The organism is Pseudomonas putida, from assembly GCF_030159595.1.
In the GTDB taxonomy this organism is placed as follows: Bacteria; Pseudomonadota; Gammaproteobacteria; order Pseudomonadales; family Pseudomonadaceae; genus Aquipseudomonas; species Aquipseudomonas putida_AC.
In genome coordinates this window covers 435,587-452,913 of record NZ_BSKJ01000003.1, presented here as the reverse complement: position 1 = coordinate 452,913, position 17,327 = coordinate 435,587, and the positions used below count along the sequence as shown (strand labels likewise).

Here is a 17,327-nt window from a genome sequence, read left to right as displayed (position 1 = left end):
AATGGGGGCTGCTTGGCAGCCCCGTTCACGGCGTTGCTATTTCAAATCAAAACGATCCAGCTCCATGACCTTCTGCCAAGCGGCCACAAAGTCCCGCACAAACGTGTCGCCACCATCACTGCTGCCATACACCTCGCTCAACGCCCGCAACTGGGCATGCGAACCAAACACCAGGTCAACCCGGGTACCGGTCCACTTCACCTGCCCGGTCTTGCGGTCGCGACCTTCGAAGGTTTCGTTGTCCGCCGAGGTCGGCTTCCATTCCACGCCCATGTCCAGCAGGTTGCGGAAGAAGTCATTGCTCAAGGTGCCGGGCTTGTCGGTGAACACGCCCTGTTGGCTGCCGCCATGGTTGGCCCCCAGCACACGCAGGCCACCGATCAGCACGGTCAGCTCCGGCGCGGTCAGGGTGAGCAACTGGGCCTTGTCCAGCAACAGCTTCTCGGCCTTGACGCTGTAATGGGCCTTGGTGAAGTTGCGGAAGCCATCGGCTAACGGCTCCAGCACGGCGAACGACTCGACATCGGTCTGCGCCTGGGACGCATCGACACGGCCCGGGCGGAACCCTACGCTGCCTGTGTAACCGGCATCCTTGGCAACTTTCTCAACGGCTGCGGTACCGGCCAGCACGATCAGGTCGGCCAGGGACAGCTTTTTGCCGCCGTTGTTGAACTCGCCCTGGATCTTTTCCAGTACCGCCAGCACCTTGTCAGCCCCCTGGTTTGCAGCCCAGCCTTTCTGCGGTGCCAGGCGCAAGCGGGCGCCGTTGGCACCACCGCGCTTGTCGGAGCCACGGAAGGTCGAGGCGGATGCCCAGGCAGTGGAGACCAGTTCGCCTACGCTCAAGCCCGAAGCCAGCACCTTGGCTTTGAGGGCAGCAATCTCTTGCTCACTGATCGTGGAGGGGTCGGCTTTGGGCAACGGGTCTTGCCACAACAGCTCTTCGTTGGGCATTTCCGGGCCCAGGTAGCGCGACAGCGGGCCCATGTCGCGGTGGATCAGCTTGTACCAGGCACGGGCAAAGGCATCTGCCAACTGGTCCGGGTTGTCTTTGAAGCGGCGGGCGATCGGCTCATAGATCGGGTCGAAGCGCAGGGCCAGGTCAGAGGTCAACATGGACGGTGCATGCTTTTTACTCGGGTCGTGGGCGTCCGGCACCGTTCCCGCGCCTTTGCCTTCTTTCGGCCGCCATTGGTGCGCGCCCGCCGGGCTCTTGGTCAGTTCCCACTCGAAGTTGAACAGGTTGTTGAGGTACTCGTTGCTCCACTTCGTGGGCGTCGAGGTCCAGATCACTTCCAGGCCGCTGGTGATGGTATCCCCCCCCTTGCCAGTGCCGAACTTGTTGGCCCAGCCCAGGCCCTGCAGCTCCAGCCCAGCCGCTTCCGGCTCGGGGCCGACGTTGTCGGCGGGGCCGGCGCCGTGGGTCTTGCCGAAGGCGTGGCCGCCAGCGATCAGCGCCACGGTCTCTTCATCGTTCATGGCCATGCGGCCAAAGGTTTCGCGGATGTCCCTGCCCGAGGCCACCGGGTCGGGGTTGCCCTCCGGCCCTTCCGGGTTGACGTAGATCAGGCCCATCTGCACGGCGGCCAGCGGGTTTTCCAGGTTGCGTTCGGCTGACAGGTCGCGATTCTGTTCTTCGCCATGCTTGGCTGGTTCGGCCACCAGGTCACCCTGGCCGGGCGGCTGGGCCTTGAGCTGTTCCTTGCCGTAGCGGGTATCACCGCCCAGCCAGACCTTTTCCGAACCCCAGTACACATCTTCATCCGGCTCCCACACATCGGCGCGCCCGCCCGAGAAGCCGAAGGTCTTGAAGCCCATGGACTCAAGGGCAACGTTGCCGGTGAGCACGATCAGGTCTGCCCAGGAAATCTTGTTGCCGTACTTTTGCTTGATCGGCCACAGCAGGCGCCGGGCCTTGTCCAGGCTGACGTTGTCCGGCCAGCTGTTGAGTGGGGCGAAACGCTGCTGACCAGAGCCGGCACCACCCCGGCCATCGCCAATGCGGTAGGTACCGGCGCTGTGCCAGGCCATGCGGATGAACAGCGGGCCGTAGTGGCCAAAGTCGGCAGGCCACCAGTCCTGGGAGTCGGTCATCAAGGCGGTCAGGTCTTTTTTCAAGGCCTGGAAGTCGAGGCTCTTGAACGCCTTGGCATAGTCAAAGTCCGGGTCGGGGCTGGACTTGGACGAATGCTGGTGAAGAATTCGAAGGTTGAGCTGGTCAGGCCACCAGTCACGGTTGGTGGTGCCGCCACCTGCGGTTTGATGGAACGGGCATTTCGATTCGTTCGACATCTGCGGGTACCTTTGGGTCGGTTATCCAGATTTCCGGTCTATGCCAGGTGTTCTTTCAGCCGAGCGTGTGGGCTCGTGCTACCCCTCATCAGGTCTACACGGGGCTTGCGAGGCTGTCACGGCAGGTTGGCACGGTCTTGCACACAGGTGCTGACAGGCCGCCCGCTCGCGGAACTCGCGGGGCCAGGGGAAAGACTAGCCGAGCTTGGGCAGAGTTCTAATAGAGTGGCTGTTGGCGCTTGATAGGCTGGCTCTGTCAGGTCTTCCTGTGCACCTGCGAGAGCGGGCTTGCCCGTGAGAAGGCCGGCACATCCATACAAGGCAACCCGGCTGTCCACATGCTTCAATACACCGCCAACCTCTCTACTCCGGAACCCGAGCCCTCATGAACCGCAACGACCTGCGCCGCGTCGACATGAACCTGCTGGTGCTGTTCGAAGCCCTGATGATCGAACGCAACCTGACCCGCGTGGGTGAAAAGCTGTTCATCACCCAGTCCACCGTCAGCGCCGCCCTCGCCCGCTTGCGCGAGCTGTTCGACGACCCGCTGCTGATCCGCAGCGGCCGGGCCATGGAACCCACGCCAAGGGCCATGCAGATCTTCGCCGAACTGGCGCCAGCGATGGACGTGATTTCCGCCGCCATCAGCCGCGCCCGCGCGTTCGACCCAGCCAGCAGCTGCAATGTGTTCCGCCTGGGGTTATCGGACGATGCCGAGTTCGGCCTGTTCCCGGCCCTGCTACAGGCCCTGCGCGAAGAGGCCCCGGATATCAGTGTGGTGGTGCGGCGGGCCAACTTCCTGCTGATGCCCGGTCTGCTGGCCAGCGGCGAAATCTCGGTCGGCGTGAGCTACACCACCGACCTGCCGGCCACCGCCAAGCGCCGCAAGCTGCGCGACATCGGCGTGCGGGTACTGCGCGCCGACGACCGCCCCGGCCCGCTGACCCTCGACGAATACTGCGCCCGCCCGCATGTGATGGTGTCGTTCTCCGGCGACATGAGCGGCAACATCGACCTGGACCTGGCACGCATCGGCCGTTGCCGCAAAGTGGTGCTGGCGGTGCCGCAGTTCGGCAGCCTGCGCGCCCTGCTGCGCAACACCGAAATGATCGCCACGGTTCCGGACTACGCCGCCTGCGCCCTGGCCGACGACGGCAGCCTGCGCGCCGACCCGGCGCCATTCGATATCACCGAGGCCGAGCTGTCGATGGTATGGAGCGGCGCCCAGGACAACGACCCCGCCGAGCGCTGGCTACGCGAGCGCATTCTGCAGTTCATGGCCGGGTAGCTGAAGACTCACTTCTTGCGCTGCATCCACGCTGCGCCCAGCCCACTGAGGCAGATCACCGAAATGCCAACCAGGCTCAGGGTATCCGGCACCTGGCTGTAGGCCACGAACCCAAGCATCCCGGCAAACACGATCTGGCAATAGCTGAACGGTGCCAGCAGCGCTGGCGCTGCATGGCGGAAGGCCTGGGTCAGCAGCAGGTGCGCCGTCATGCCAAAGCCCCCCAGCGCCAGCATCAGCAGCGCATGGTCCCAACGCGGCATTTCCCAGAAGAACGGCACCAGCGCACTCAACGCCAGGGTGTTGCACAGCCCCGCATAGAAGTTGCTGGTGGTCGGGCTGTCGTGGGCCGCCAGGATGCGCGTCAGCAGCTGGTAAAAGCAGAAACCCAGCGCCGAGCCGAACGGGTACAGAATGGCAGGGGTAAACATCGCCCCCCCCGGGTGTACCACTACCAGCACACCGATAAAGCCCATCACCACCGCCACCCACTGCCCCACCGTCACCCGCTCTTTCAGTAGCGGCGCCGACAGCGCGGTGACCAGCACCGGGGCAAGGAAGTTGACTGCCGTGGCCTCGGCCAGCGGCAGGTATTGCAGGCCAGCGGTAAACAGCAGGCTGGTGCTGAGCAGGCTCAGGGCTCGCAACGTCTGCAACAGCGGCCGCCGAGTACGCAGCACGTTCAGGCCTGACTTGGGCAGGAAGATGCCGGCCATCAGCAGCGTATGCACCAGATAGCGCGCCCACACCACCATGATGATCGGGTATAGGCCCCCAAGAAACTTGGACAAGGCATCGTGGCTGGCAAACAGGAACGTTGCCACCACTACCAAGGCGATGCCACGCAGGGGTTGGTTGACGCCGGACAGCGGTGTGCTGGAACTCATGGCTCTCTCGATGACGGCGCGGCAGCTGACAGCGCCCAGGGAAGGCCGCACAGGCATGGCCTGGCGGGTGCAACAGTTCGGATTCTAGAAGAGATGGCGCAGCATAAGGAAGTTCAATTGCCGCCTGTCCACACCGACTGCAATTTCTGTTCGCTGATCGACCACTTTGTGCGCTGCGCGCATGGCCCGTGCCGTGCTGATCGTCGACCATCGACACTGAACCCTGCACACCCTACAAGGAATTTACATGCAAAGGCTCACCACCCGTAACGGCCTGGCCCTGCCTGCGATCGGCCTGGGCACCTGGCCGATGACTGGCACCGAGTGCACTCAGGCCGTGCACCAGGCGCTGGATGTGGGTTACCGGCACATCGACACCGCCACCGCCTACAACAACGAAGCGGCCGTCGGCCAGGCCCTGCGCGACAGCGACGTCCCGCGCGAGCAGATCCACCTGACCACCAAAGTGTGGTGGGACCGTCTGGAGCCCAAAGCCATGCGCCAGTCACTGGAAGACAGCCTGCGCGCCCTGGGCACCGAGCAGGTCGACCTGTTCCACATCCACTGGCCTGGCCAGGACTGGGACTTGGCCCGCAGCATCGAGACCCTGGTAGCACTGCGCGACGAAGGCAAGACGCGCCACATCGGCGTGGCCAACTTCCCACTGGGGCTGCTGCGCCAGGTGGTGGAAACCCTGGGCGCACCGTTGTCGGCGATCCAGGTGGAATACCATGTGCTACTTGGCCAACAACCGCTGCTTGATTACGCGCGCCGCCATGACCTGCTGCTCACCGCCTACACCCCGCTGGCCCGTGGCCAGGCAGCGGCGCAGCCGGTAATCCAGGACGTTGCCCGTAAGCATGGTGTGCTGCCTAGCCAGGTGGCGCTGAAATGGCTGCTGGACCAGGACGGCGTAGCGGCGATCCCCAAGGCCAGTAGCCGCGAAAACCAACTGGCCAACCTGGCAGCGCTGGACGTGCAGCTGGACGACGAAGACCGCGCGGCGATTGCCGGGCTGCCGAAGGATCAGCGCGTGGTGAGCCCGGCGTTTGCACCGGACTGGAGTAGCTGAGGCGATCATCTGACCCCAGTGGGGCTGCTTTGCGGCCCCACTGGTTTGGCAGACTGGCTTTCTATTCCGGCGTCACCACCTGCTTCAACCGCTCGCTCGCCGGCGCCGGCCGCCCGTACAGGTACCCCTGAAAGTGCGAACACCCTTCCGCCGCCAGCCGGCGCATCTGCTCTTCCGACTCCACCCCCTCGGCCGTCGTCTTGATCATCAGGCTGTTGGACAGGTCGGTAATGGCGCGGATGATCGACATCGCTTCGCGGCTCTCACACATGTCATGCACGAACGACTTGTCGATCTTGATCCGGTCGAACGGGAACGACCGCAGGTAACCCAGCGATGAATAACCCGTGCCGAAATCGTCCAGCGAAATGGACACGCCCAAGTCCTTCAGCGCACGCAAGGTGCGCACGTTTTCCTCGCTGTTGCCCAGCAGCACCGATTCGGTGATTTCCAGCTCCAACCGCTTCGCGGGCAAGCCCGAGTCGGCCAGGGCCAGGGTCACAACGTGCACGAGGTTGGCGTTCTTGAATTGCACCGGCGACAGGTTGACCGACACTGTCTGCTCGCTGTCCCAGCTGACCGCCTCCTGGCAGGCCAGGTTCAACGCCCGGATGCCCAGTTCGTGAATCAACCCGGTTTCTTCAGCGATAGGTATGAAGTCCATAGGCATGACCATGCCGCGGGTTGGATGCTCCCAACGCAGCAGCGCCTCATAGCCGGTGATCGTGCTGGTCTGCTGATCGACCACCGGCTGGTAGTGCAGCTGCAACTGCCCCAGGTGCAGCGCGGTGCGCAGGTCGGTTTCCACCAGGCGCCGCTGGCGGGCGGCGACATCCAGTTCCACGTCGAAACACTCATAGCGGTTTCGCCCGTTGCGCTTGGCCTCGTACAGCGCCATGTCGGCATAACCGAGCAACTGCTCGGCCTGGTCGTTGTCATCCGGGGCGATGGCGATGCCAATGCTCACCCCGACCGTGAACTGATGCCCTTCGATCTGGAACGGCGGGCAAATGGCGTTGATCAGGCGCTGCGCGGTGTTGCACGCAGCATCGCGGCCATCCAGGCCATTGAGCACCACGGCAAACTCGTCACCGCCCAGGCGGGCCAGGGTATCGTGCTCGCGCAGCTCACGGCGCAGGCGCTTGCCCAACTCGCGCAGCAGCTTGTCGCCAAAGGCATGGCCCAGCGAGTCGTTGATGTTCTTGAAGTTGTCCAGGTCCAGGCACAACGCCGCGGTCAGCTTGGTCTTTTCGCTGCCACGCACCAGTGCCTGGCGCAGGCGTTCGTTGAACAGGGTTCGGTTGGGCAGCCCGGTGAGCGCGTCATGGTGTGCCATGTGGTGGATCTGCGCATGGGCGGCCAACTCTTCAGTGGCATCTTCGGCCACGAACAGCACATAGTCAGCCTGGCCCTCACGGTTCTGGCTGAGCAAGGCTCGGCTGCGCAAAGTGCGTGGGCCTCGGGCGGTGTCGACCCTTGTCTCGGCGGCATGTCCCTTGGTGCTACGGGCACCACGGGCCAGTTGCTGCTCCAGATAATCAGCCGCCACCGGGTTCAGGCACTCACCCGGCAACTGGCCGATCATGCTGCGCCCCGGCCCGCCGAACAGGCGCTCGGCCTGCTGGTTGGCCAGCAGGATGCGCTGGCTTGCCAGGTCCTGGACGATGACGCTGGCGGGGATGTTGGCAATGACCGAATCCAGGAACTGCGACAGATTGGCCATTTCCTGGCTGTACTGCTCGGCCAGTTCCTTGGCCTGCAGCAGCTCCAGCTCCTGGCGCCGGCGTTCGGAAATATCGCGGGTGACCTTGGCGAACCCCACCAGTTGACCGGCATCGTCGTACACCGCATCGATCACCACATGGGCATGGAAGGCCGAGCCGTCCTTGCGCAGGCGCGAACCGACTTCTTCAAATCGCCCGGTGCTGCGCGCCTGCTCCAGGTTATGCGCAGGCAACCCGGCGGCACGCTCGGCATCGGTGTAGAACAGCGAGTAATGTTGGCCGACAATTTCCTCGGCCAGGTACCCCTTGGCGCGTTGAGCGCCTGGGTTCCAGTTGGCAACGATACCTTCGGGGGTGAGCATGTAGATGGCATAGTCCACCACGCTCTGGATCAACAGCCGGTACATGATGTCGGGGCTTGCGACTAACGACATGAACTTTACCTGAACCTTCGAAGGGCAAGAAAAGGAAGCCCGGCAAGCAGCGGCCGGGTGATGGACAATCCTGATGGCATTATGCCGCTCATGACGATTTTGTGAAGTGGCTCACAAAAAAGTCGCTATCCACTACAAGGACGAGCGAAGGCTGGCAAACCGTCAATGGCGGGCGCCGCTCACCAGGAAATTGAGCAGGTCCGGTTCATCAGGCAGGGCAAGGGCCTGCGCCGGGCGCGACAGGTTGGCCAGTACGGCGTTGCAGAACGCCACGGCGGGCGGGTCTTGTGCGTAACAGCGCAACAGCCAGTCGCCCTCACCGCTCAACAGCTGCAACGCCACCGCCTGGCCGATGCCTTGGCGGCGGTACTTTTTCAGGATGAACAGGTCGGCCAGTTCGAGGGCATCGATGCCCGGCAGTTCGCTGCGTTCCACCAGTACGAAACCGGCGATGAAGCCGTCCGCCAGCACCAGGTAGGCCCCCCAACCGTCGTCCTGCCAGTAGCGCTGCAGGTACTCGTCGTGGATGTAGAAACGGCCGTCCACCTCGACGTCTTCCTGCTCCCAGTCGGAGGAGTCGTAGGAATAGAACTGGTAAAGGTTGCGGATGAGCGGGGCCTGGTCGGCGGTGGTGGGTATCAGTTCGATCGGGAGCATGGCGCAGGCTCGGGTAAAAAGCCGATTCTAGATGACAAGCGCCTGACAGCAAAAAGCCCAGGCCCTCCCCGCACGGAAAGGCCCAGGCCAAAACACGGTGAATCCAGGCTCGAACTCAGCCTTCCTGCAACGCACGCGGCCGATGGCTGCGCGCTTCGGCCTCCGGCGCCGTGGCCGCCTGCAGGTGGAAGTCGAACGCAAGCTCGGCAAAGCGCTCGCCCTGCACACCGCGATCACGCGCGGCAGCGGCATCGTCGACAAAGCGCAGCTCGCCAATCAGCCCGTCACGCGTGGCGTAGGCAAAATCGTCCCACAAGTACTTGTCACCCTCGAAATTGATTTGCGTGGTCAGGTGGCGGTACCCCGGTGCCGAGATGAAGAAGTGCACATGCGCCGGGCGCTGGCCGTGGCGGCCGAGCAGGTCCAGGCATTCCTGGGTCGGGCCCTGCGGGTCGCAGCCATACCCCGACGGCACGATGGAGCGCGCACGGTAGCGGCCTTCGGCATCGGTGATGATGCGGCGGCGCAGGTTGTACTCGGACTGGGTCGAATCGAAGTACGAATAGGTGCCCTGGGTGTTGGCGTGCCAAAGGTCCACGGTGGCACCGGCCAGCGGCTTGCCGTCGGCATCGAACACCTGACCTTGGAGGAACATCACCACACCTGGGTCAGTGCCGTCGTCCATGCGCGCTTCGCCTTGTGCCAGCGGCGCACCGGCCACATACAGCGGGCCTTCGATGGTACGCGGAGTGCCGCCACCCAGGCCGGCTTCGGCGTCCTTGGCGTCCTGCAGCAGGTCGAGGAAGTGCTCGATACCCAGGCCGGCGGCCAGCAGGCCCGCCTCGTTACGCCCGCCCAGGCGGTTGAGGTAATCAATGGCGTGCCAGAACTCGTCCTCGGTGATTTCCAGGTCTTCGACCAGGCGCGCAGTGTCCTGCAGCACACGCAGGATGATCTGTTTGAAGCGCGGGTTGCCTTCGGCATGGTCCAGGCCAGCCACCTTGTTGAAGAACGCTTGAACGTCGGCAGTGTGGGAAATTTTCACGGTCATCTTGCTTACCTCATATTGTTCTTGTCGGGTAGTCAGGTGCGAATCAGCGGTCGTCGCCATGGATCGACGAAGGGTGCCGGCACAGGCCGTTTACCTCGATATCCATGTACGGGAACAGCGGCAGTTGCATCAAGGTATCGTGCAACGCCTCGACGCTGGGCACATCAAACACGCTGTAGTTAGCGTAGTGGCCGGCAATGCGCCACAGGTGGCGCCAGGTGCCTTCGCGCTGAAGGCGCTGGGCCAGTTCCTTTTCGTCGGCCTTGAGCTGGGCGGCCTTGACCGGGTCCATATCGACCGGCAGCTTCACGGTCATCTTCACGTGGAACAGCATGGTTATCTCCTTGCTTGCTGATCAGCGACGGGCGAAGCGCGCCAGGCGCTGTTCGTCCAGGGTCAGGCCCAGGCCTGGGGTACGGGAAATGTGCAGCTGGAAGTCGCGGTATTGTGGCGGCTCGTTGACGATCTCTTCGGTCAGCAGCAGCGGGCCGAACAGCTCGGTACCCCACGTCAGCTGGCGCAGGGTAAGGAAGGCATGGGCCGAAGCCAGCGTGCCGATCGAGCCTTCGAGCATGGTGCCGCCATACAGGGCAATGCCGGCAGCCTCGGCGATTTGCGCGGTGCGCAGCACGGCACGCGGACCACCGTTCTTGGCAATTTTCAAGGCGAAGATGCTGGCTGCACCGTCAGCCGCCAGGCTGAAGGCATCCTCGACGCTTTCGATCGACTCGTCGGCCATGATCGGTGCCGGACTGCGCTGGTTCAGGCGCACCTGGCCACCCCGGTTGATGCGCGAAATCGGTTGCTCGATCAGGTCGATGCCGTTGTCGCCCAGTACCTGGCAGGCTCGGATGGCCTGGGATTCGTCCCAGTACTGGTTGACGTCTACGCGCACACTGGCGCTGTCGCCCAGTTCGCGCTTGATTGCCACCACATGCTTGAGGTCTTGCTCCACCGGGTTGGCGCCGATCTTCAGCTTGAAAACCCGGTGGCGGCGGATTTCCAGCATATGCTGGGCTTCGGCGATGTCGCGGGCGGTATCGCCGCTGGCCAGGGTCCAGGCCACTTCCAGGCTGTCACGCACACGGCCACCCAGCAGTTCGCTCACCGGCAGGCCCAGGCGCTTGCCCTGAGCGTCGAGCAAGGCGCTTTCGATGCCCGACTTGGCAAAGGTATTGCCCTTGGCCAGCTTGTCCAGCTTGAGCATGGCGGCGTTGATGTTGTCTGCCGGCAGGCCAATCAGCGCTGGGGCCAGGTGCGCATCAATGTTGGCCTTGATGCCTTCGGGGCTTTCGTAGCCGTAGGCAAGGCCGCCAATGGTGGTGGCCTCGCCGATACCTTCCACGCCATCGCTGCAGCGCACGCGCAATACCACCAGGGTCTGCTGCTGCATGGTGTGCATCGCCAGTTTGTGTGGGCGAATGGTCGGCAGGTCGACGATAATTGCTTCTATGCGTTCAATCAGCGCGCTTGTCATTGTTGCCAGGTCCCGTCAGGTAGGGCTGCCAGTGGCGAACCCGAATGGTGCATTTACTTGATTGTTCAAGGATTGCGCGAGACCCTGATGACCGTCCAATATCAAATGAATCTCCCACCATACCCTGGAGGTCTTGTGGAGCTGCGCCACCTTCGTTATTTCAAGGTCCTGGCCGAGACCCTGAACTTCACCCGCGCCGCCGAGCTGCTGCACATCGCCCAACCCCCGTTGAGCCGGCAGATCAGCCAACTGGAGGACCAGCTCGGCACCCTGCTGGTAGTGCGCGAACGCCCACTACGGCTGACCGAGGCGGGTCGCTTCTTTTACGAGCAGACCTGCACCGTGTTGCAGCAATTGCAGAATATCAGCGACAACACCCGCCGCATTGGCCAGGGCCATCGCCAGTGGCTGGGTATCGGTTTTGCCCCCTCGACCCTGTACAACGTGCTGCCGGAGCTGATCCGCGAACTACGCCAGGACAGCGAGCTGGAATTGGGGTTGAGTGAAATGACCACGCTGCAGCAGGTGGAAGCGCTGAAGAGCGGGCGTATCGATATCGCTTTTGGGCGCATTCGTATCGATGATCCCGCCATCCACCAGCAGGTTCTGCGTGAAGACCCGCTGGTGGCCGTGCTGCCCAAGGGCCACCCGCTGGCGGGCCCCCCACTTACCCTGGCTCAATTGGCAGGCGAAGCGTTCATCCTCTATCCGGCCAACCCTCGGCCCAGTTATGCCGACCATGTGCTGGCGTTGTTCGCCCAGCACGGCATGAGCATTCGCGTCAGCCAGTGGGCCAACGAACTGCAGACGGCCATCGGCCTTGTGGCGGTCGGCGTGGGGGTGACCCTGGTGCCGGCATCGGTTCAACAACAGCACCGCACCGATATCGAGTATGTCGGCTTGCTGGATAGCGGCGCGGTCAGCCCGATCATTCTTAGCCGCCGCAAGGGGGATGTGAGCCCGGTCGTGCAACGGTGCATGGCGTTGATCGAACGGCAGGTTGGATGAGCAAAACCACATTCAATGTGGTTCAGTACGGCGACGGTAGGCCACCAGCAAAAACACGAACCACAACGGCATCACGCACAGCGCCAACCGTGTATCCGGCTGCAACGCCAGCAGCACCAGCACAAAGCCAAGGAAGCCTAAGGTCGTGACGGCCATCGGCACCCCGCCCGGCAGCTTGAACTGCGAAGCCTGGTGCGCAGCCGGGTTGCGTTTGCGATAGGCAAGGTACGCTGCAAGGATCATCGACCAGGTAAAGATCACCAGAATCGCCGAAACCGTCGAGATCAGCGTGAACACCGTCATCACCTCGGGAATGATGAACAGCAGGCTCAACCCGATCAGCATGCACACACCGGAAAAAACCAGGCTGTACACCGGTACGCTGAGCGCCGAAAGCCTGGCGAACAGGGCCGGCGCGTTACGCCGCTCGGCCAAACCGAACAGCATCCGGCAGCCCGAATAGACCCCGCTGTTGGCCGAAGAGGCTGCCGAGGTCAGCACTACGAAATTGATCATGCCGGCCGCCGCCGGGAAGCCGGCCAGCAGGAACAGTTCGACGAAGGGGCTGCGGTTGGCCGGCACCTCGGCCCACGACACCACGCTGATGATGCACACCAGCGCCAGGATGTAGAACAGCAGAATACGCAAGGGGATGGTGTTGATGGCCTTGGGCAGTGAACGATGCGGGTTCTTCGCCTCGGCGGCGGTGGTGCCTATCAGTTCGGTGCCTGCAAAGGAAAACACGGCAATCTGGAACCCGGCGAAGAAGCCACTGATGCCATGGGGCAGCACCGCACCCGGTGCGACCACGTTGGACAGCGACGCTACCACGCCATTGGGTGAGGTGTAGGAAGTGGCGATCATCACCACCGCCGTGATGATCAACAGCACGATGGCAACGATCTTGATGATGCCGAACCAGAATTCCACCTCGCCAAATATCCGCACCGCCAGCATGTTCAACCCCAACAGCACGAACAGGGTGAAGAACGCGGGTAACCAGGCCGGTGCATCGGGATACCAGTACTGGAAGAACCCAGCCACCACGACCACGTCACCAACCACCGCCACGCTCCAGCTCAGCCAGTAAGACCAGCTCAGCACAAAGCCGGCGCGCGGGCCCAGGTAATGGGCGACGATATCGGCGAACGACTTGAAGCGTAGGTCGGACAACAGCAGCTCGCCCATGGCGCGCATGACGAAGAACACAAAGAACCCGAGGATGGCGTAAACCAGCAGGATTGAGGTGCCGGACAGCGCAATGACCTTGCCCGAGCCCATGAACAGGCCGGTGCCGATTGCGCCACCGATGGAAATCAGCTGGATGTGGCGGTTTTCCAGCGTGCGTTGCAGGTGCCCGTCACGGTCGGGCGTTACCGGTTTGCTTTGCTCAAGGCTTGCGGGCATGTCTTGCATGGCGACCTCTTGTTATTGTTGGTCTGTCACATGGTGCAGCGCTGCGGCAAGGCCCTTTACCAGCCTCGCCAGCGCTTTGTGCGCGGGTTAGCGCGCGCTTTCGAACCCTTGCAGGGTGTTCACCGCATTGATGCCGATTTCGTCGACCATGTAGCCACCCTCCATCACGAACAGGGTCGGGATGCCGGCACTGGCGATCTCGGCGCCCATGCGCAGGAAGTCATCACTGGTGAGTTTGAAATGGCTGATCGGGTCATCTTCAAAGGTGTCGACACCTAGCGACACGACCAGGAATTCGGGCTTGTGCGCGACGATGCGCTTGAGCGCGGCCTGCAGGGCCACCTGGTACTGCGCCCAGACAGTGCCCTTGCCCATTGGGAAGTTGGCATTGAAGCCCTCGCCTGCACCTGCGCCCTTTTCATGGGCATAGCCAGAGAAGTACGGGTAGGAGACATGCGGGTCGCCATGCAGGGAGGCGAAGAACACATCGGGGCGGTCATAGAAGATGTTCTGTGTGCCGTTGCCGTGGTGGAAGTCCACGTCCAGCACGGCTACGCGCTTGGCGCCCTGGCTCAGGCAGCGCTCGGCGGCGATGGCGGCGTTGTTCAGGTAGCAATAGCCGCCCATGTATTCGCGGGCGGCATGATGCCCCGGTGGGCGGCACAGGGCGAAAGCACTGTTGGCACCGTCGATGATGCGCTGCATGCCGGTGAGGGCAACGTTGGCGCTGCTGCGCACGGCCTCCCAGGTACCCGCCGTGATCGGTGCTCCGGCATCCATGGCGTAGAAGCCCAGCTTGCCGTCGATGAAGCCGGGTTCACGGTCGATGGCTAGGTCGCGCACCGGCCACACCAGCGGCAGTGCATCGTGGGTCTTGCCGGTGGCGGCCCATTCCGACCAGGCGTTTTCCAGGAAGGTTACATACCGTTCACTGTGCGCCGCCACATAGCAGGCACGGTCGAAGGCCTGTTCGGCGATCACATCGCCCAATGCGGTGCTGTGCACACGGGCCAGTACGGTGTCGGCGCGGCGGGGGTTTTCGAACGATGGCGTGATGGCGCCATCCTTGAGTTCCGAGCCGTGGTGCAAGCGGTGGTTGTTGCTAAAGACTGTCAGCACGCGAATGTCCTTTTTCAAGGGGTTACCAGATAACCAATTTTCGCGAGATAGCCCTGAAAATGCTTTGCTTTATGCTCAGATAAACCCGATGCTTGAGCAAAGTATTAACGGTAATGACAATCCATGAGCAAAACTTTTGCTATTGAAGAACTGGACGAAACCGACCGCGAGCTGCTGCGCCTTTTGCAGGAGGACGGCACCCTGTCGAGCGCTGCGCTGGGCGAGCGCCTGTCGATGACCGTGACGCCCTGCTGGCGCCGGCGCAAACGGCTGGAGGAGCTCGGTATCATCAAGGATTACCAGGCCAACCTCGACCGCAGGAAGCTGGGGTACGACGTGATGGCGTTTGCCCAGGTGCGCTTTGGTAATCACTCGGCCAATGCGCCGGATGATTTCGAGCAAGTGATCCTGAAGCTGCCGCAGGTGCTGTCCTGCCACAAGGTGACCGGCGAGGCTGATTATGTGCTGACGGTGCTGGCGACTGATCTGGAGAGCTATGGCCGGTTTGTGGAAGAGGTTTTGCGCCGGCAGCCGGGCATTGCCTCGATCCAGTCGAGCCTGGCGTTGCGGGAAGTGAAGGCGGTGTCGCGGATACCCGTGTCCTGAAGGCTGATCGGTGGCTATTCCGGCAAACTGTAACGCTCGGCAAAATACTGCCGGAAAAAGTCCACCGCCACCCGCACCTTGGCCGAACTGGCCAGCGGCGAAGTATACACCGCCCAGATATCCGCCGGCTGGTGATAGTCCTCGAGCACTTGAACCAGCCGCCCGTCCTGCAGGCTATCGTGCACATCCCACCATGAACGCAGCAGTATCCCCCGCCCGTCCAGGCACCACTGGTGCGCCACTTCGCCATGGTTGGTCGACAGGCCGCCGGTCACCCGCACGCCTTCTTCGCCGTCCGGCCCCATCAGTTGCCACACGCCAAACGGGTGGTCGCGCTCCTTGATCACCAGACAGTCGTGGCTGGCAAGGTCGCCCAGCACTTTGGGCGTACCGCGCCGCGCCAGGTAAGCCGGCGCGGCGCATAGCACCCGACGGTTGCGCGCCAGCGGCTTGGCGATCAGGTTGGGGGCAATGGCGTTGCCCACACGAATGTCCAGATCCACGCCTTCTGCAATCAGGTCCACCAGGCGGTCGTGCACATCCAGGCGAACATCCAGCCGTGGATAGCGCTCGGCCAATTCGGACAACGCCGGCGCCACGAAGCGCCGGCCCAGTCCCAGGCTGCTGGCAATGCGCAGCTGCCCGGCCGGTTCGCGGTGCTGGGCACTGATGTCATCACCCATGCGCTGCACGGCATCGAATATCTGCAATGCCCATTGATATACCCGCTCGCCCTCCTCGCTCACCGTCACCCTTCGCGTAGTGCGATGCAGCAGGCGTACCTCCAGGGTTTGCTCGAGTATGCGAATGCGCTTGCTGATGTACGCCGCCGACATGCCCAACTCGTCGGCCACGGCCGCGAAGCTGGCACGTTTGGCCACCTGCAGGAAGATGTTGAGGTCGTCGAGGCTGGGCAGATTATTCACGTAGCGTGTTCCAAGAATCAATGATTGGCCAGATTATCTCCAAGCCAAGCCCTTATAGCATGGCCAGCACCTGTTCCCTAGACAACGAGTGCACCCCCATGAGCAAGACGTTCAGAATCGCGGCAATCCCTGGCGACGGCATCGGCAACGAAGTACTGCCAGAAGGCATTCGCGTGGTCGAGGCCGCTGCGCGCAAGCACGGCCTGGACATCAGCTTCGAGTTCTTCGAATGGGCCAGCTGCGACTACTACCTGGCCCACGGCAAGATGATGCCGGACGACTGGTTCGAACAGCTCAAGGATTTTGACGCCCTGTACTTCGGTGCCGTGGGCTGGCCAGACAAGGTGCCGGACCACATCTCGCTGTGGGGTTCGCTGCTCAAGTTCCGCCGCGATTTCGATCAGTATGTGAACATCCGCCCGGTGCGCCTGTTCCCGGGTGTACCGTGCCCGCTGGCTGGCCGTGAACCCGGTGACATCGACTTCGTGGTCATCCGCGAAAACACCGAGGGCGAGTACTCGTCGCTGGGCGGACGCATGTTCGAAGGCACCGAGAACGAGTTCGTGCTGCAGGAATCGGTGTTCACCCGCCGTGGCGTCGACCGCATTCTCAAATACGCCTTCGAGGTGGCCCAGACCCGCGAGCGCAAGCACGTCACCTCGGCCACCAAGTCCAACGGCATGGCCGTGAGCATGCCGTACTGGGACGAGCGCACCGCCGCCATGGCAGCCAATTATCCGGAAATCAGCTGGGACAAGCAGCACATTGATATCCTCTGCGCCCGCTTCGTGCTGCAGCCAGACCGCTTCGACGTGGTCGTGGCCTCGAACCTGTTCGGCGACATCCTGTCCGACCTCGGCCCGGCCTGCGCCGGCACCATCGGCATCGCGCCCTCGGCCAACCTGAACCCCGAGCGCAAGTTCCCGTCGCTGTTCGAGCCGGTGCACGGCTCGGCGCCAGACATCTACGGCAAGAACATCGCCAACCCGATCGCGATGATCTGGTCCGGCGCGCTGATGCTCGACTTCCTCGGCAACGACGGCACCGACCCACGTTACCGGGCTGCCCACGACGACATCCTCAAGGCCATCGAGCAGGTCATCGCCGCCGGTGACGTAACCCGCGACATGGGCGGCCAGCAGTCCACCCAACAAGTGGGCCAGGCCATTACCGCGCTGGTCGAAGCCTGATGCACAGGGGCCGATTGTCAGAAGTGTCTGACAATCGGCCCCTTGCCTCTTGCGAGCGGTGTGGATTGTATGCAAAATCTGTTAACCATTAGATTCTCGTAAACCACTGGTTAACCACCAAGGAAGGAGCAGTACCGCAGCACCCCGGATGCCTGCCGGGTATAACAAGTACGCCAACGT

At 62.8% G+C, this 17,327-nt stretch carries 15 protein-coding genes; 5 read left to right on the top strand and 10 right to left on the bottom strand.

Features of this window, described 5'->3' with window-relative positions; translation table 11 throughout:
• Positions 1-36: 36 nt before the first annotated feature.
• Entirely contained in the window at positions 37-2,292 is a 2,256-nt protein-coding gene (katG, locus tag QQL85_RS09525; protein WP_284355630.1) for a catalase/peroxidase HPI, read from the bottom strand.
• Positions 2,293-2,677: 385 nt separating this feature from the next.
• Here katG and QQL85_RS09520 point away from each other — a divergent pair, with 385 nt between their 5' ends.
• Positions 2,678-3,580, top strand: coding sequence for a LysR family transcriptional regulator (locus QQL85_RS09520; protein WP_284355631.1), 903 nt, complete (start codon positions 2,678-2,680; stop codon positions 3,578-3,580).
• Positions 3,581-3,588: 8 nt separating this feature from the next.
• On the opposite strand, the gene QQL85_RS09515 is transcribed toward QQL85_RS09520, so the two are convergent.
• Positions 3,589-4,467 carry a DMT family transporter gene (locus QQL85_RS09515; protein WP_284355632.1) on the bottom strand — a complete coding sequence of 293 codons (879 nt, stop codon included), beginning with the start codon at positions 4,465-4,467 and terminating at the stop codon, positions 3,589-3,591.
• Between the two features lie 247 nt (positions 4,468-4,714).
• Here QQL85_RS09515 and QQL85_RS09510 point away from each other — a divergent pair, with 247 nt between their 5' ends.
• The gene (locus tag QQL85_RS09510; RefSeq protein ID WP_284355633.1) at positions 4,715-5,539 is read left to right on the top strand and encodes an aldo/keto reductase; all 825 of its coding nucleotides are present in this window, start codon (positions 4,715-4,717) and stop codon (positions 5,537-5,539) included.
• Positions 5,540-5,600: 61 nt separating this feature from the next.
• On the opposite strand, the gene QQL85_RS09505 is transcribed toward QQL85_RS09510, so the two are convergent.
• The 5 genes from QQL85_RS09505 to QQL85_RS09485 form a co-directional block, all read right to left on the bottom strand.
• Positions 5,601-7,697, bottom strand: a complete 2,097-nt coding sequence (locus QQL85_RS09505; protein ID WP_284355634.1) for a putative bifunctional diguanylate cyclase/phosphodiesterase — start codon at positions 7,695-7,697, stop codon at positions 5,601-5,603.
• A gap of 162 nt (positions 7,698-7,859) precedes the next feature.
• Positions 7,860-8,354, bottom strand: a complete 495-nt coding sequence (locus tag QQL85_RS09500; RefSeq protein WP_284355635.1) for a GNAT family N-acetyltransferase — start codon at positions 8,352-8,354, stop codon at positions 7,860-7,862.
• A gap of 115 nt (positions 8,355-8,469) precedes the next feature.
• Complete coding sequence (gene catA, locus QQL85_RS09495; protein WP_284355636.1) at positions 8,470-9,405, bottom strand: catechol 1,2-dioxygenase; 936 nt, start codon at positions 9,403-9,405, stop codon at positions 8,470-8,472.
• Positions 9,406-9,448: 43 nt separating this feature from the next.
• Positions 9,449-9,739 carry a muconolactone Delta-isomerase gene (gene catC, locus QQL85_RS09490; RefSeq protein ID WP_284355637.1) on the bottom strand — a complete coding sequence of 97 codons (291 nt, stop codon included), beginning with the start codon at positions 9,737-9,739 and terminating at the stop codon, positions 9,449-9,451.
• Positions 9,740-9,760: 21 nt separating this feature from the next.
• Positions 9,761-10,882 (bottom strand): muconate cycloisomerase family protein, encoded by a 1,122-nt coding sequence (locus QQL85_RS09485; RefSeq protein ID WP_284355638.1) that lies wholly within the window; start codon positions 10,880-10,882, stop codon positions 9,761-9,763.
• 135 nt (positions 10,883-11,017) lie between these two features.
• Here QQL85_RS09485 and catR point away from each other — a divergent pair, with 135 nt between their 5' ends.
• A complete protein-coding gene (gene catR / locus QQL85_RS09480) occupies positions 11,018-11,890 on the top strand; it encodes an HTH-type transcriptional regulator CatR (protein WP_284355639.1) in 873 nt (290 codons plus the stop codon).
• Positions 11,891-11,902: 12 nt separating this feature from the next.
• On the opposite strand, the gene QQL85_RS09475 is transcribed toward catR, so the two are convergent.
• Both QQL85_RS09475 and QQL85_RS09470 read right to left on the bottom strand, forming a co-directional pair.
• Positions 11,903-13,306, bottom strand: a complete 1,404-nt coding sequence (locus QQL85_RS09475; RefSeq protein ID WP_284355640.1) for an amino acid permease — start codon at positions 13,304-13,306, stop codon at positions 11,903-11,905.
• 87 nt (positions 13,307-13,393) lie between these two features.
• Complete coding sequence (locus QQL85_RS09470) at positions 13,394-14,425, bottom strand: histone deacetylase family protein (protein ID WP_284355641.1); 1,032 nt, start codon at positions 14,423-14,425, stop codon at positions 13,394-13,396.
• Between the two features lie 123 nt (positions 14,426-14,548).
• Between QQL85_RS09470 and QQL85_RS09465 the strand changes: the two genes are divergently transcribed.
• Positions 14,549-15,031, top strand: a complete 483-nt coding sequence (locus QQL85_RS09465) for an Lrp/AsnC family transcriptional regulator (protein ID WP_284355642.1) — start codon at positions 14,549-14,551, stop codon at positions 15,029-15,031.
• A 14-nt stretch (positions 15,032-15,045) separates the two neighbouring features.
• Here the strand turns inward: QQL85_RS09465 and QQL85_RS09460 are convergent, their stop codons facing one another.
• Positions 15,046-15,957, bottom strand: a complete 912-nt coding sequence (locus tag QQL85_RS09460; protein ID WP_284355643.1) for a LysR substrate-binding domain-containing protein — start codon at positions 15,955-15,957, stop codon at positions 15,046-15,048.
• 98 nt (positions 15,958-16,055) lie between these two features.
• Here QQL85_RS09460 and QQL85_RS09455 point away from each other — a divergent pair, with 98 nt between their 5' ends.
• A complete protein-coding gene (locus QQL85_RS09455; RefSeq protein WP_019097876.1) occupies positions 16,056-17,147 on the top strand; it encodes a tartrate dehydrogenase in 1,092 nt (363 codons plus the stop codon).
• Positions 17,148-17,327 lie beyond the last annotated feature (180 nt).